The 14,309-nt window shown below is 71.1% G+C and carries 12 protein-coding genes; 11 read left to right on the plus strand and 1 reads right to left on the minus strand.

Annotated elements, in window-relative coordinates:
• Nucleotides 1-154: 154 nt before the first annotated feature.
• The 6 genes from MKK68_RS02970 to MKK68_RS02995 all read left to right on the plus strand — a co-directional run bounded on the left by MKK68_RS02970 (nt 155) and on the right by MKK68_RS02995 (nt 8,783).
• Nucleotides 155-2,212: a carbon starvation CstA family protein gene (locus tag MKK68_RS02970; RefSeq protein WP_244028588.1), complete on the plus strand. Its 2,058-nt coding sequence runs from the start codon at nt 155-157 to the stop codon at nt 2,210-2,212.
• 5 nt (nt 2,213-2,217) lie between these two features.
• Nucleotides 2,218-2,442: a YbdD/YjiX family protein gene (locus MKK68_RS02975; RefSeq protein WP_147844055.1), complete on the plus strand. Its 225-nt coding sequence runs from the start codon at nt 2,218-2,220 to the stop codon at nt 2,440-2,442.
• 112 nt (nt 2,443-2,554) lie between these two features.
• On the plus strand, nt 2,555-2,989 hold the full coding sequence (locus MKK68_RS02980; RefSeq protein WP_147844056.1) for a tellurite resistance TerB family protein: 435 nt from the start codon (nt 2,555-2,557) through the stop codon (nt 2,987-2,989).
• Nucleotides 2,990-3,022: 33 nt separating this feature from the next.
• Nucleotides 3,023-4,276 carry a DUF898 family protein gene (locus MKK68_RS02985; RefSeq protein ID WP_244028590.1) on the plus strand — a complete coding sequence of 418 codons (1,254 nt, stop codon included), beginning with the start codon at nt 3,023-3,025 and terminating at the stop codon, nt 4,274-4,276.
• The gene (locus MKK68_RS02990; RefSeq protein ID WP_409567150.1) at nt 4,273-5,403 is read left to right on the plus strand and encodes a M48 family metallopeptidase; all 1,131 of its coding nucleotides are present in this window, start codon (nt 4,273-4,275) and stop codon (nt 5,401-5,403) included. The genes MKK68_RS02985 and MKK68_RS02990 overlap by 4 nt, the downstream gene beginning before the upstream one ends.
• Before the next feature lie 143 nt (nt 5,404-5,546).
• On the plus strand, nt 5,547-8,783 hold the full coding sequence (locus MKK68_RS02995) for an efflux RND transporter permease subunit (RefSeq protein WP_243987279.1): 3,237 nt from the start codon (nt 5,547-5,549) through the stop codon (nt 8,781-8,783).
• Here the strand turns inward: MKK68_RS02995 and gph are convergent.
• A complete protein-coding gene (gene gph, locus MKK68_RS03000) occupies nt 8,774-9,457 on the minus strand; it encodes a phosphoglycolate phosphatase (RefSeq protein WP_244028594.1) in 684 nt (227 codons plus the stop codon). The genes MKK68_RS02995 and gph overlap by 10 nt on opposite strands.
• Nucleotides 9,458-9,632: 175 nt before the next feature.
• Here gph and MKK68_RS03005 point away from each other — a divergent pair, with 175 nt between their 5' ends.
• The 5 genes from MKK68_RS03005 (at nt 9,633) to gor (ending at nt 14,282) form a co-directional block, all read left to right on the plus strand.
• Entirely contained in the window at nt 9,633-10,097 is a 465-nt protein-coding gene (locus tag MKK68_RS03005; RefSeq protein WP_147842870.1) for a hypothetical protein, read from the plus strand.
• A 166-nt stretch (nt 10,098-10,263) separates the two neighbouring features.
• Nucleotides 10,264-10,977 carry a ribose-5-phosphate isomerase RpiA gene (gene rpiA, locus MKK68_RS03010; RefSeq protein WP_244028596.1) on the plus strand — a complete coding sequence of 238 codons (714 nt, stop codon included), beginning with the start codon at nt 10,264-10,266 and terminating at the stop codon, nt 10,975-10,977.
• An 83-nt stretch (nt 10,978-11,060) separates the two neighbouring features.
• On the plus strand, nt 11,061-11,633 hold the full coding sequence (locus MKK68_RS03015; protein WP_409567147.1) for a DUF2059 domain-containing protein: 573 nt from the start codon (nt 11,061-11,063) through the stop codon (nt 11,631-11,633).
• Between the two features lie 79 nt (nt 11,634-11,712).
• Nucleotides 11,713-12,900: an O-antigen ligase family protein gene (locus tag MKK68_RS03020; RefSeq protein ID WP_244028659.1), complete on the plus strand. Its 1,188-nt coding sequence runs from the start codon at nt 11,713-11,715 to the stop codon at nt 12,898-12,900.
• Nucleotides 12,897-14,282: a glutathione-disulfide reductase gene (gene gor, locus MKK68_RS03025; protein WP_244028600.1), complete on the plus strand. Its 1,386-nt coding sequence runs from the start codon at nt 12,897-12,899 to the stop codon at nt 14,280-14,282. Before MKK68_RS03020 ends, gor begins: the two co-directional genes overlap by 4 nt.
• Nucleotides 14,283-14,309 lie beyond the last annotated feature (27 nt).

A 14,309-nucleotide genomic window follows, 5' to 3' on the forward strand; every position in this document is an offset into this window, starting at 1 on the left:
AGCGTCAAACCGCGGCGCCGACGATGCGAAGCGGATCGCGACAACGCCGCGCGGTTGTCCACTCGCTGCCGCGATGGGGATTTTCCTCAATCCAAAATTGCGGCATCACGCGCGGGATCGTCGGCCCCCGAGTGCCGGCTTCGGGAGTGGAACGATGGGCGCGATCGGTAGGCATGGCCCCTGGGCCCTGGTCGGTGCGTTGGGGGCGGCGGCGCTCGCCATCGTCGCCGTCGAGCGCGGCGAAGCGGTGAACGCGCTCTGGCTCGTCGTCGCGGCGGTCTGCGTCTACCTCATCGCCTATCGCTACTACGCGCTGTTCATCGCCGAGAAGGTGATGCGGCTCGATCCCAAGCGCGAGACGCCGGCCGTCCTCCACAACGACGGGCTCGACTACGTCCCGACGAACAAGAGCGTCCTGTTCGGCCACCACTTCGCGGCGATCGCCGGTGCCGGCCCCCTCGTCGGCCCGGTGCTGGCCGCGCAGATGGGCTACCTGCCCGGCCTGCTCTGGATCCTCGCCGGCGTCGTGCTCGCCGGCGCGGTGCAGGACTTCATGGTCCTGTTCGTCTCGATGCGGCGCGACGGGCGCTCGCTCGGCGAGCTGATCCGCACCGAGCTCGGCACCGTCCCGGGCATCATCGCGCTGTTCGGCACGTTCCTGATCATGGTGATCCTGCTGGCGGTGCTCGCGCTCATCGTCGTCAAGGCGCTGGCCGAGAGCCCGTGGGGCACCTTCACCGTGATGTCGACGATCCCGATCGCGATGCTGATGGGCGTCTACACCCGCTACATCCGCCCCGGCCGCATCGGCGAGGTCTCGATCCTCGGCTTCGTCCTGCTGATGGCGGCGATCTTCGGCGGCGGCGCGATCGCCGACAGCCCGGTCTGGGGCCCGGCCTTCACCTTCACCGGGACGCAGCTCTGCTGGATGCTGATCGGCTACGGCTTCGTCGCCTCGATCCTGCCGGTCTGGCTCCTGCTGGCCCCGCGCGACTACCTCTCGACCTTCCTGAAGATCGGCACGATCGTCGGCCTCGCGCTGGGCATCGCCTTCGTCGCCCCGCACATGCAGATGCCGGCGGTGACCAAGTTCGTGGACGGCACCGGGCCGGTCTGGGCGGGCCAGCTCTTCCCGTTCCTGTTCATCACGATCGCCTGCGGCTCGGTCTCGGGCTTCCACGCGCTGATCGCCTCGGGCACCACGCCGAAGCTGATCGCCAGCGAGGCGGATGCGCGCTTCATCGGCTACGGCGGCATGCTGATGGAGAGCTTCGTCGCGGTGATGGCGCTGGTCTCGGCCACCGTCATCGATCCGGGCGTGTACTTCACGATGAACGCGCCGGTCGCGCTCCTCGGCACGACGCCGGAGACCGCCGCCGCCGCGGTGACGAAGCTCGGCTTCCCGACCACGCCCGAGGTGATCGCCCAGACCGCCAGCGACGTCGGCGAGCGCACCATCGTCGCGCGGGCCGGCGGCGCGCCGACCCTCGCCGTCGGCATGGCGCACATCATCTCCAGCGCCATCGGCGGCAAGGCGATGATGGCGTTCTGGTATCACTTCGCGATCCTGTTCGAGGCGCTGTTCATCCTCACCGCGGTCGATGCGGGGACCCGCGCCTGCCGCTTCATGGTGCAGGACCTGGTCGGACTGGCGGTGCCGTCGTTCAAGCAGACCAACGCCTGGGTGCCGAGCATCCTGGCGACGGCCATCGCGGTCGGCGCCTGGGGCTACTTCCTCTACCAGGGCGTGACCGACCCGCTCGGCGGCATCAACACGCTGTGGCCGCTGTTCGGCATCTCGAACCAGATGCTGGCCGCCGTGGCGCTGACGCTGTGCACGGTGGTGATCTTCAAGATGAAGCGCGAGCGCTATGCGTTCGTGACGATCATCCCGACCGCGTGGCTGTGCATCTGCACCCTCACCGCGGGCTGGCAGAAGATCTTCTTCGCCGACCCGAAGATCGGGTTCCTCGCCCATACCGAGCGCTACGCGGGCGCGCTGGCGGAAGGCAAGGTGCTGGCGCCGGCCAAGGACCTCGGCCAGATGGGTCAGATCGTGCTGAACGACCGGATCGACGCGGTGCTCGCCGGGCTGTTCATCGGCCTCGTCGTGGCGATCGCCGGCTTCGGCATCGCCGCCTGCGTCAAGGCGCTGCGCACCGACCGCTGGACGGCCCTGGAGAGCGAAGCCCGCATCGTCGCGGCGGAGTAGAGCCGATGGAGGCCGCTTCGCAGAACCTGCGCGACCGTTGGAAGGCCCTGTCCAAGTGCGTCTGCGACGGCGCGCGCCTGATGGTGGGGCAGGGCGATTACGCGGCCTACGCCGCCCACGTCGCGCGGACGCATCCCGATCAGGCGCCGATGACCGAGATCGAGTTCTTCCGCCATCGGGAGAACGCGCGGTTCGGTGTCGGCAACACCAGCGGATTTCGCTGCTGTTGACCATGCGACGGCGTGACGGACGGATCGTTCGAGGATGCGGCCCGGTCGCGGGCGGGAAACGCTTGACTCCGAACGGGCATTTCCCGTGAGTCAGGCGAGTGCGAGGTAGGCAATGAGCATCTTCCAGGACGCCATTCTGCGGTTCGGCCGGACGATCATGTCCTATGCCGGCGACGGCCTGTTTCTTGCTGCCGCGGTCTCGGCCGCGGCCAACGTGACGATCGCCGACGGCGACGTCGACGAGGAGGAGGTCGAGTCGGCGATCTCGGGCATGCGCGCCAACCCGATCCTCCAGAAATCCTACGACACCCTGCGGATCGAGCAGGAGCTGTACGAGGGCATCGCCCGCGCCAAGACCCGCGCCGGGCGGATCGAGAACCTGCGCCACGTCGCGGCCATCGCCGACCGGCCGCTCGACCAGCGCCAGGACATCTTCCTGATCGCCGCCGACGTCGCCGATTTCGGCGGCATCAGCGAGGTCGAGCACAAGGCGCTCGACGAGATCGCCGCCGCCCTCCAGGTCGAGAAATCGGCCCTGCTGCGCTGACCGGCTGTCGATCGCTGGCCCGGAAGGGGATCCATGTCGCGGACCGGACAGGTTGCCTTCGACACCCGGCTCCGCGGCCTCACCGGGCTCGCGATCGTCGGGTTCCTGCTCTCGCTCGTCACCTTCGGCATCTACCGCTTCTGGTACATGACCGACCTGCGGCGCTTCTTCTGGAGCCGCACCGTCGTCGACGGCAGCCCGGCGGATTACACCGGCACCGGGCGCGAGCTCTTTCTCGGCTTCCTCGCGGCCCTCGGGCTGCTGATCGTGATCTATGTCGGGCTGTTCGGCCTGGCGATCGCGCTGCCGAGCCTGGCGCCGTACTCGGCGATCCTGTCCTTCGTCATCCTGTTCCTGCTCGGGCAGTTCGCGATCTACCGCGGGCGCCGCTACCGGGCGATGCGGACGCTGTGGCGCGGCATCCGCCTCGGCCAGGACGGCTCGGGCCTCGCCTATGCCGGCCGGGCCGCCCTGTGGTGGGCGCTGACGCTGGCGACGCTGGGCCTCGCCTTCCCGTTCATGCGTGCCGGCCTCGAGCGCTACCGCATCGGCCACACCCTGATCGGCACCAGCCGGATGGCGTCCGACGCGCGCGGGCGCGCGCTCCTCGGGCCTTGGCTGCTGTTCTACGCGGTGGCGCTCGGCCCGGTGCTCGCCCTGCTGCTGGCGCTGATCGCCGCCAACGACTTCGTCCTGCCGATCGACCTGATGCTGCCCAAGCCCGGGGGCAAGGGCGGCGATCTCATCCTCAACCCCGCCTATGCCGGCACCCGGATCGCGACCCTCGCCGTCGCGCTCGGGATCACCGCCGGCTTCTGCCTTCCGCTCTCGCTCCTGCTGGTGCCGTTCTATCGGGCGCGCGAGACGCGGGTCTTCATGAACGCGGCGCGCCTCGGGCCGGTGCGCCTCGTCTCGACGCTCCGCGCGCGGCAATTCTACTGGCCCTACCTCGTCTACGCCCTGTCGCTCCTCGGCTTCGTCGTGGTGGTCGGCCTGATCGCGCTGCTCGCCGGCCTCGCCGCGCGGGCCGCGGGCGGCGACGGGCTGGCCTGGGCGGCGGTGCTCGGCGGCGGCCTGCTCTATCTCGGCGGCGCGCTCGCCTTCGCGGTGCTGTACGTGCGCGTCGTCCAGGCCCGACTCTGGGCCGCGGTCGCGACCACGACGCAGGTGGCCGATGCCGACGGCCTGAACTGCATCCTCGCCGCGAGCCACGGGCCCGGCAGCGGCCTCAACGAGGGCCTCGCCGACGCGCTCGACGTCGGCGGCGCGCTGCAGATCGGGTTCTGATGGCGCTCACCGCGTCCGGCCGCTGGTTCGACGGACGGAGCGCCGCGCCGCACGCGGTGACCCTGCACCTCGGTGAGCGCCTCGAGATCACCGGGCCGGAGGTGCATCGCGACTGGAACCTGATCGACCTGCGGGCCGGCGCGGCGCAGGCCCCGCTGCTGCGCCTCGGGATCGCGGGCGATCCCGGCCATGTCGAGGTCGTGGACCCGTCGTTCGCCGCATGTCTCGAAACCCGCTGCTCCGACCTGCGCAAGCGCGCGGACGCGGACGGGGGGACCTGGCGCCTCGTCGCCGGCTCGCTTGCGGTCGGCATCGCGGTCCTGCTCACCGTGTTCTTCGGCCTTCCGATCGCGGCGGGCGTTCTCGCGCCGCTGGTGCCGGCCGGCATCGAGGCGCGCATCGGCACGGCGGTGGAGGCGCAGGTGCTCGACCTGATGGGCGAACCGCCGCCCTGCGCGGAGCCGGCCGGCCGGGCCGTGCTCGACCGCCTCGTCGCCCGCCTCGCGGCCGGTCGCAGCCTGCCGCCCGGTCTCGCGGTCACGGTCCGCCGCCACGACACCGCGAACGCGGTGACGTTGCCGGGCGCGCGCGTCGTCGTGCTCTCCGAGCTGATCGCCAAGGCGCGGAGCGCCGACGAGTTCGCTGGCGTGCTGGCGCACGAGCTCGGGCACGTGGCGTTGCGCGATCCGACCCGGGCGCTGATCCAGGCCTCGGGCACGTCGTTCCTGCTCAGCCTCGTGCTCGGCGACCTCACCGGCTCCACCGTGATCGTCGCCCTCGGCCAGGCCGTGCTCTCGGCCGGCTACAGCCGCGATGCCGAGCGCGCGGCCGACGCCTATTCCGTCGCCGCGATGCGGTCGGCCGGCGGCGACGCGGCGGCGCTGGCCTCGATGCTCGAGCGGATCGCCAAGGACGAGGCGGATGCCGACCCGGCCCTCCTGCGCAGCCATCCCTACACCGGCGAGCGTGCCGCGACGATCCGCGCCCTCGCCGGGGCCCGGGACCCCGACAGGCACATCCTGAGCGACGCCGATTGGATGCAGCTGCGCGGGATCTGCCCCGGGGCGACGGACGGGCCGGACAAGCCTGCACCGAAACCCCGTCCGAGCCAGCGACGGCGGGTCTGAGCCGGCCTTCGACCACGCCGCAAGGTCCTGCGGCCTCTTCGCAGCCGCAGCGCGTGGACATGATCGCGAAACAATACTCGCGTTCGGTGGCGCCTGAATTCATGATGCGATGATCCGGGCCGTGGCCGGATCGCGGAGACCAGATGGGCCTCGTCCAGTACGCACTGAAGTTCCGCATCACGACCTACGTGCTCGCCGTGCTGATGATGCTCGCCGGGGGCGGCGCGATCGTGGTCGCGCCCAAGGACGTGCTGCCGATCGTCGACATCCCCGTGGTCGTGGTGGTCTGGACTTATACCGGCCTGTCGACGCCGGAGATGGAGCGGCGGATCACCACCTACGCCGAATTCTCGCTTTCGAACAACGTCAACAACATCAAGCGGATGGAGTCGACGACGCTCCAGGGCACCGCGATCCAGAAGATCTACTTCGACGGCGAGGTCAGCGTCGACCTCGCCATCACCCAGGTCGTCTCGGCGATGAACTCGATCCGCTCGGCGATGCCGCCGGGCGTGCAGCCGCCGATCGTGCTGCGGTTCTCGGCCTCCTCGGTGCCGGTGATCCAGCTCGCGCTGACCTCGACCAAGGAGAGCCTGACCAAGGTCTACGATTACGCGCAGTACCGCATCCGCCAGCGCCTGGTTCAGGTGCCGGGCTCGACGCTGCCGTCGCCGTTCGGCGGCACGCCGCGACAGATCATGGTCGATCTCGACCTCCAGGCGCTGCGGGCGCTTGGCCTCACGGCGCTCGACGTCACCAACGCGATGACGGCGCAGAACCTCACCGTGCCCTCCGGCTTGGTCAAGATCGGCGAGCAGCAATATCCGGTCCTGCTCAACGCGACCCCGGACGCGATCGCGGCGCTGAACGAGATCCCGATCAAGGTCGTGGCCGGCCAGCCGGTGCTGGTGCGCGACGTCGCCTACGTCCGCGACGGCGGCCCGCCTCAGGTCAACATCGTGCGCTCGGACGGGCTGCATTCGGTGCTGATGCGGATCTTCAAGAACGGCACCGCCTCGACGCTGGACGTGGTCAACAACGTCAAGAAGGTGCTGCCCGAGATCCAGGCCGCCGCGCCCGACGGCATGGCGATCAAGCCGCTGTTCGACCAGTCGGTCTTCGTGTCCGCCGCGATCGAGGGCGTGATCCACGAGGCGGCGATCGCCGCCTGCCTCACCGGCCTGACGATCCTGCTGTTCCTCGGCTCGTGGCGCTCGACCATCGTCGTGCTGATCTCGATCCCGCTCTCGATCCTGACCTCGCTCGCGATCCTCGCCGCGCTCGGCCAGACCATCAACGTGATGACGCTGGGCGGCCTCGCGCTCGCCGTCGGCATCCTCGTCGACGACGCGACGGTGGCGATCGAGAACACCTATCGGCTGTTCGAGGAGGGCGAGCCGTTCCGCAAGTCCGTGGTCGAGGGCGCCGCCAGCATCGCGAAGCCGACGCTGATCTCGACGCTGTCGATCTGCGCCGCCTTCGTCTCGGTCTTCGCGCTGGCCGACACGCCGAAGTACCTGTTCACACCGCAGGCGCTCGCGGTCGTGTTCGCGATGCTGACCTCGTACCTGCTCTCGCGCACCCTCGTGCCGGTGCTGATCGACGTGCTGGTCGCGCGCGAGTACGTCGAGCGACATGGCGGCGGGCCCGACGCCGTCGCACCGCCGCGGCGCGGGCGGGTGGCGCGGGCCATCGGTTGGCTCGGGCGCCCGGTGATCCACGTCGCCGGGCGTTTCCGGAACGGCTTCGAGGCGCGCTTCGAGCGCTTCCACCGCGGCTATCTTGGGCTGCTCCACGTCGTGGTGCGCCGCCGCGTCGCGACGATCGCCGTCGTCCTGCTGGTGTTCCTCGGCACGGCCGGGCTGTTCACCTTCGTCGGGCGCGACTACTTCCCGCAGGTCGCCTCGAGCCAGCTCACGCTGCACCTGCGCACCCGGCCCGGCATGCGGATCGAGACCGCCGAGCAGGTCTTCGCGGCCGTCGGCGCCACGGTGCGCGAGGTGATCCCGGACGGCGAGATCGAGCAGATCCTCGACAACATCGGCCTGCCCTCGAACAACTACAACTTCGCGTTCTCGGACGGCTCCTTCGTCGGCTACAACGACGGCCAGATGCTGGTGAACCTGCGCGAGGGACACGGCGACGTCGGCGCCTACACGAAGCGCCTGCGCGAGGTGCTGCGCGAGCGCTTCCCCGACGTGATCGTCTACTTCCAGCCCTCCGACATCATCACGCAGATCCTGAACTTCGGCACGCTGGCGCAGATCGACATCCAGGTCTCGGGCCGCAACGCCGAGAAGGACCTCGCGGTCGCCCAGAACATCGTCCGCCGCCTGAAGGAGACGAAGGGCGCGGTCGACGTGCACCTGCACCAGATCGTCGGCACGCCGCAGTTTTTCGTCGACGTCGACCGCCGCCTCGCCTCGGAGCTCGGGCTGACCCAGCAGCAGGTGGCGCAGGGGCTCAACGTCTCCCTGTCGGGCTCCTTCCAGGTGACGCCGAACTTCTGGACCGACCCGAAGACCGGCATCCCGTACCAGCTCTGGGTGCAGACGCCGGAATACCGCAACGCCTCACTCACGGACCTGCAGAACACGCCGCTGCTGGTGCGCGCCAACAGCGACCAGCCGGGCGTGCTGACCCTGCTCTCCAGCGTCTCGACCCTGCGCCGCGAGGCGACGCAGACCGTGGTCAACCACGTCAACACGGCGCCGACCTACAACATCTACGCGGCGGTGCAGGATTCCGACCTCGGCTCGGTGGCGCGGGAGATCCGCACCATCGTCGACGAGGAGCAGAAGGCGCTGCCGGTGCCCGACAAGATCACCGTGCGCGGGCAGATCGAGAACATGGACTCGGCGTTCCTGCGCCTCGGCGTCGGCCTGAGCATCGCGCTGATCGCCGTCTACCTGCTGATGGCGGTGAACTATCAGAGCTGGGGCGATCCCTTCGTGGTGCTGGCCGCCCTGCCGCTCGCCTTCTGCGGCATCGTCGCGAGCCTGTTCATCACCGGCACCACCTTCTCGATCCCGTCGCTGTTCGGCGCGATCATGTCGGTGGGCATCGCGTCCGCGAACTCGATCCTGCTCGTCACCTTCGCCCGCGAGCATCGCGAGGCGACGGGGTGCTCGGCGGTCGACGCCGCCCTGCTCGCCGGCGAGACGCGCCTGCGCCCGGTGCTGATGACGGCGGGCGCGATGTTCCTCGGCCTGATCCCGATGGCGCTCGGCACGGGCGAGGGCGGCGAGCAGAACGCCGCGCTCGCCCGCGCCGTGATGGGCGGCATCGCCTTCGGCACGCCGGCGACGCTGCTGTTCGTGCCGTTCCTCTACACGCTGCTGCGCGCGGGCAAGGTCCGGGTGCCGGAGGACTACGCCTGAGCCGACAGCAGCTCGGCGACGGCACCGGGCAGGTCCGAGAAGTGCGAGATCACCCGGTCCGGCCCGAGCTGGTCCACCGGCGTGTCGGTGTAGCCGAAGGTGACCGCCACCACCGGGATGCCGGCGGCCTTGGCGGCATCGATGTCGGCGCGGGAGTCGCCGACCATCACCGCGCGCTTCGGATCGCCGCCGGCCCGGCCGATGGTCAGCGTGATGTGGCGCGGATCGGGCTTGCTGTAGGGGAAGGTCGCGCGCCCGCAGATCGCGGCGAAACGGCCGCCGATGCCGAGTTGGTCGAGCAGGTCGACCGCGAGCCCCTCGACCTTGTTGGTGCAGACGGCCAGCCGGAAGCCCTCGGCCTCGAGCCGATCCAGCGCCTCGACCACGCCGGGATAGAGGTGCGAGCGCTCGCACAGATGCGCGCCGTAATGCTCCAGGAAGTCGCCGAACAGCGCCTCGTGCCGCTCCGGCGTCAGCTCGCGGCCGGCGGCCTCGAAGCCGCGGCGGATCAGCGCCTTGGCGCCGGCGCCGATCAGGTCGCGGGCCTCCTCGAGCGCCAGTTCCGGCAAACCTTCCCGCACGAGCAGCACGTTGAGCGTGCCGACGAGGTCGCCCGCGGTCTCGGCCAGGGTGCCGTCGAGGTCGAACACGGCGATCTTCGGCAGGGTGGGCATCGGGTCTTTCCGGGTCGGCGGGGGGAGGGGCCCTCGCTAGCCGGCCGCCCGCGGCGGGGCAAGGTTGCGCGCAGGTTTCGAAACCGTGCGCGTCGTGCGCGAGACGGCGTGCGGCGCCCCACACTTGCCCGAAACCCCCTCGAAAGGAGGGGCGTCACACCCTCCGGGACCCCCCATGAAACTCCCTCTGCTCGCCCTCGGCCTCGGCCTGCTCGCGCCGGGTGTCGCCGCCGCCGCCTCGTTCGAGTTCGTTCCGGCGCCCCAGGCCGACCTCAACCGCATGTATCGGGTCGACAAGGTCACCGGCGAGGTCACCTCGTGCCAGTACGGCTTGCAGGAAGGCGCCGGCGGCATCGGCCTCACGGTCTGCTTCGCGGCCGGCGAGGGCGCCGGTGCGCAGCCCCCGTCGGAATATGGGCTCGTGGCGACGCGCCACACCCGGGAGGCGGGCGTGTTCCGGGTGAACTACCGCACCGGCGAGATGAGCATCTGCTTCGTGCTGGTGAAGAAGGAGCAGGTCGTCTGCACCCAGCAGACCAACCCGTCGGCCGAGGGGGCCGCCGAGGCGCCGCTCGTCGGCAGCGTCCCGGGCCGGGCCGGCGCGAGCGCGACGCCGCCGCAGGGGGGCAGCCGGTTCTGACGAAGCCGGATTCCACCGGGGGGATCGTCATCCGAATACCGGTCTCGGCCGGTACCGCGGCTTCCCGGCGCGACGGCGGCCATGCTAGGGCGTGCCGCATCCCAACGGGACGGACCGGCACCCTGCGCATGCATCCTTTCGTGAGACCCGACGGCGGGACGTCGTCGTGAGCGGCCCGGACCTTCGCCGCGCGGCCGCCGCCCGCGCCCTCGATCTCGTCGAGCCCGGAATGCGGCTCGGCCTCGGTACCGGATCGACGGCGGCGGCCTTCGTCGCGTTGCTCGGCGCGCGGGTTCGCGACGGCCTCGACGTCGTCGGCGTCCCGACCTCCGAGGCGACCCACGCGGCGGCGACGCGGGAAGGCATCCGCCTCGCGACGCTGGAGGAACTGCCCGAGCTCGACCTGACGATCGACGGGGCCGACGAGGTCGATGCCGATCTCCGGCTGATCAAGGGCGGCGGCGCGGCGCTGCTGCGCGAGAAGATCGTCGCCTGCGCCAGCCGCCGCATGGTGGTGATCGCCGATGCCGCCAAGCGCGTCGGGACGCTCGGCGCCTTCCCGCTGCCGATCGAGGTCAACGTTTTCGGCCTCACGGCGACCCGGCGCGCCGTCGAGGCGGCGATCGAGCGCGCCGGCTGCACGGGTGCGGTCGCGCTGCGCATAGCCCCCGGCGGCGCGCCGCTCACGACCGACGGCGGCCACCACATCCTCGACGCGCGCCTCGGGCGGATCGCCGATCCCGAGCGGCTGTCGGCGCTGCTCTGGTCGGTGCCGGGCGTGGTCGAGCACGGCCTGTTCCTCGGGATCGCCACCGCGGCCATCCTCGCCGAGGACCGCGACGGGCAGGCCGAGATCACCGTGATCGGCAGCCTCGCATAGCTGCATCAGCGCGCCCGACGGCGCCCCGGCGACGGCCTCGGATGCCGGCGCCGGCTCTTCCCCTCGCTTCAGGAATGCCCGGAATGCCCGTCCTCTCCCGCCGCCTCTTCCCCGTGCTGATCGCGGCCCTGGTCGCCGCTGCGCCCGGCCTCGCCCAGGCCCAGAAGGCTGCGCCTCAGAAGCCCGCCGCGACGCCGGCCGCGCCCGCCGCCCCGGCCACGCGCGGCGCCCCGACGATCGGCGCCAACCATCTCGCGCTCGCCCGCGAGGTGATGCTCAATTCGGGCATCGCGCGCTCGTTCGACTCGATCATTCCGGCCTTCGCCGAGCAGATCAAGCAGCAGACCGTGACCCGCCCCGAGCTGAGCAAGGACCTCGACGAGGTGCTGCAGGGCCTCAACCCCGAGATGGAGCTGCAGAAGCAGCGCATCATCGACACCGCGGCGCGAATCTACGCGAACAAGCTGAGCGAAGCCGAGCTGCAGGACATCGCGGCGTTCTTCCGCTCGCCCGCCGGCAAGCGCTACGTCGAGACCCAACCTCAGATCCTCGACGAGATGGTGCAGGCGATGCAGACCTGGACCCAGGAAGTCTCGGAATACGTCATGGTCCGCGTGCGCGCCGAGATGGGCAAGCGCGGGCACCAGCTCCAGTAGGCACACGAATCGACCGCGCGGCCGGCCCGTGTCCCCGTCCCGACGTCTCTATGCAGCGGGCGCTGTCGCGCTCGCCGTGATGCCCCTGGCGATGGCGCTGGCCAACCGGTCGAGCCCCCTCGTCGTCGCCATCGCGGCCGTGCTGTTCCTGGCCGGGCGCTGCGTCGAGGATGCCGGCGCGGTCCCGCGCCGCCTCGTCCCGCCGCTCGCGAGGCCGATCGGCCTCGCCGCGCTGGCGTTCCTCGCCTGGTGCGCGCTCACCCTGGCCTGGACGCCGTTCCCCGCGCTGTCGCTGCGGATGGCCGGCGAGTTCCTGCCGACGCTCGTCGCCGCCTACCTCCTCGTCCGCCTCGCGCCGGGGCGCATCCCGGCCTTCGCGGCCCCGCTCGCGGCGGCGATGGTGGTGCTCGCCGGGCTGACCATCGCCGTCGGCCTCGCCACCGGCCTGCCGCTGCAGCGCGCGCTCGGTCAGCGGGTGGCGGAATTCGTCTACAACCGCCCGGCGCTGGCCCTCGCCGTCGTCGCCGGCCCGCTCGCCCTGGCGCTGTGGCGGCAGGGCCGGCGGGTTCTCGCCCTCGTCGCTTTGGCCTTCGCGGCACTCGGCATCCTGCGCTCGGTGAGCGGAGCCGCCGCCATGGGGCTGATCGCCGGCGGGGCGATGTTCGCTCTCGCGCGGCTCGTGCCGGGCCGGCTCGCCGTCGGCGTGGCCGGGCTGAGTCTCGGCCTCGCGGTGGCGCTGGCGCCGGTGGAGGGCGACCTGCTCGATCGCTTCATGCCGGAGGCCGCGCACGAGCGGCTGGTGCATTCCTCGTCGCGCGCCCGCGTCGCCATCGCCCGCAGCTTCGGCGCCGCGGTCGCGGCGGATCCGTGGGTCGGGGCGGGCTTCGGCACCTCCGCCCGCTTCGCCGAGACGCCGGTGGCCCAACGCCTCGATCCCGAGATGCGCACGCTTCTGGCGGTCGGCCATCCGCACAACGCGTTCCTTCAGGTCTGGGCCGAGCTCGGCGTCGTCGGCGCCGTGCTCGTGGCGGCCGTCTCGATGCTGATGCTCGCGCCGGTTGCGGGTTCGGATTCGGCCGAGCGCGCGACGGCGCTCGCCCTGATCGCGGCGGCGGCGGCCATCGCCTTGGTCGAGCACAACACCTGGGCGGCGTGGTGGACCGCCGGCCTCGGCGCTGCCATCACCTGGCTGCGCGATGCCGGGCACCGCACCGCGCAGGCACCCCTTCCCCGGCCCTCGGCCGCGCCCGATCGGACCCCGTCATGACCGATACCTACGACGTCGACCTGTTCGTCATCGGCGGCGGCTCGGGCGGCGTTCGCGCCGCGCGGATCGCGGCCGGCTACGGCGCCCGCGTGACCATGGCGGAAGAGTACCGCGTCGGCGGCACCTGCGTGATCCGCGGCTGCGTGCCGAAGAAGCTGATGGTCTATGCCGGTCGCTTCGCCGACGAGTTCGAGGACGCCGCCGGGTTCGGCTGGACCGTCGAGGCACCGCGCTTCGACTGGAGCGTCCTGAAGCGGAGGCGCGACGCCGAGGTGACCCGGCTCGAAGGGATCTACGACGCCAACCTGATCCGCGCCGGGGTCACGGTGGTGCCGGAGCGCGCCGTGATCGAGGACGCGCACACGATCCGCCTCGTCGGCAGCGGCGCACGCGTGACCGCCAAGGTGATCCTGGTGGCGGTCGGCGCCCATCCGGTGAAGGAACCGGCGGTGCCGGGCGCCGAGCTGGCGATCACCTCGAACGAGGTGTTCGAGCTGGAGACGCTGCCCGAGCGCATCCTGGTGATCGGCGGCGGCTACATCGCCGTCGAGTTCGCCGGCGTGTTCTCGGCCCTGGGCAGCCGGACGACGCTGCTCCATCGCGGCGACAGGCTGCTGCGTGGCTTCGACGACGAGATCCGCGACGCGCTCGGCGAAGCCTACGCCAGGCGGATGTCGCTCAAGCTCGGGCGCACCCTCGCGAAGCTCGAGCGCGTCGCGGACGGCATCGCCGCGACGCTGGACGACGGCGAGACGATCACGGTCGACCAGGTGCTGATCGCGACCGGCCGGCGCCCGAACGTCGGCGGGCTCGGCCTCGACCGCGTCGGGATCGAGACCGACGCCGCCGGCGCGATCCCGGTCGACGCCTACTCGCGGACCGCGGTGCCCTCGATCTACGCGGTCGGCGACGTCACCAATCGCGTTAACCTCACGCCGATCGCGATCCGCGAGGGCCACGCCTTCGCCGACACGGTGTTCGGCGAGAAGCCGGCCTGCGTCGACCACCGCCTGATCCCGACCGCGGTGTTCTCGACCCCGGAGATCGGCGTCGTCGGCCACAACGAGGACACCGCCCGCGCGATCTTCGGCAAGATCGACGTGTTCAAGGCGAGCTTCCGGCCGATGAAGGCGACGCTGTCGGGACGCGACGAGAAAATCCTGATGAAGGTGCTGGTCGACTGCGCCAGCGACAAGGTCGTGGGCGTCCACATCTTCGGGCACGATGCCGGCGAGATCATCCAGGCGGTCGGCATCGCGGTGACCATGGGCGCGACGAAGGCCGATTTCGACCGCACCATCGCGGTGCATCCGACCGCGTCCGAGGAACTGGTCACCATGCGGGTCCCGCAGGTGACCAAGCATCCCGTCGCCGTCGGCTGACGATCCCGGTCGCGCCGGGTCTCGACG

The sequence above is a fragment of the Methylobacterium sp. E-016 genome (genome assembly GCF_022829745.1).
Taxonomy (GTDB): Bacteria; Pseudomonadota; Alphaproteobacteria; order Rhizobiales; family Beijerinckiaceae; genus Methylobacterium.

Bases quoted from the DNA above. Each gene is read 5' to 3' on its own strand.
- MKK68_RS03020 (WP_244028659.1), top strand. From the start codon at position 11,713: ATGCCCCTGGCGATGGCGCTGGCCAACCGGTCGAGCCCCCTCGTCGTC.
- MKK68_RS03015 (WP_409567147.1), top strand. From the start codon at position 11,061: ATGCCCGTCCTCTCCCGCCGCCTCTTCCCCGTGCTGATCGCGGCCCTG.
- MKK68_RS02980 (WP_147844056.1), top strand. From the start codon at position 2,555: ATGAGCATCTTCCAGGACGCCATTCTGCGGTTCGGCCGGACGATCATG.
- MKK68_RS02995 (WP_243987279.1), top strand. From the start codon at position 5,547: ATGGGCCTCGTCCAGTACGCACTGAAGTTCCGCATCACGACCTACGTG.
- gor (WP_244028600.1), top strand. From the start codon at position 12,897: ATGACCGATACCTACGACGTCGACCTGTTCGTCATCGGCGGCGGCTCG.
- gph (WP_244028594.1), bottom strand. From the start codon at position 9,457: ATGCCCACCCTGCCGAAGATCGCCGTGTTCGACCTCGACGGCACCCTG.
- MKK68_RS02970 (WP_244028588.1), top strand. From the start codon at position 155: ATGGGCGCGATCGGTAGGCATGGCCCCTGGGCCCTGGTCGGTGCGTTG.
- MKK68_RS02985 (WP_244028590.1), top strand. From the start codon at position 3,023: ATGTCGCGGACCGGACAGGTTGCCTTCGACACCCGGCTCCGCGGCCTC.
- MKK68_RS03005 (WP_147842870.1), top strand. From the start codon at position 9,633: ATGAAACTCCCTCTGCTCGCCCTCGGCCTCGGCCTGCTCGCGCCGGGT.
- MKK68_RS02975 (WP_147844055.1), top strand. From the start codon at position 2,218: ATGGAGGCCGCTTCGCAGAACCTGCGCGACCGTTGGAAGGCCCTGTCC.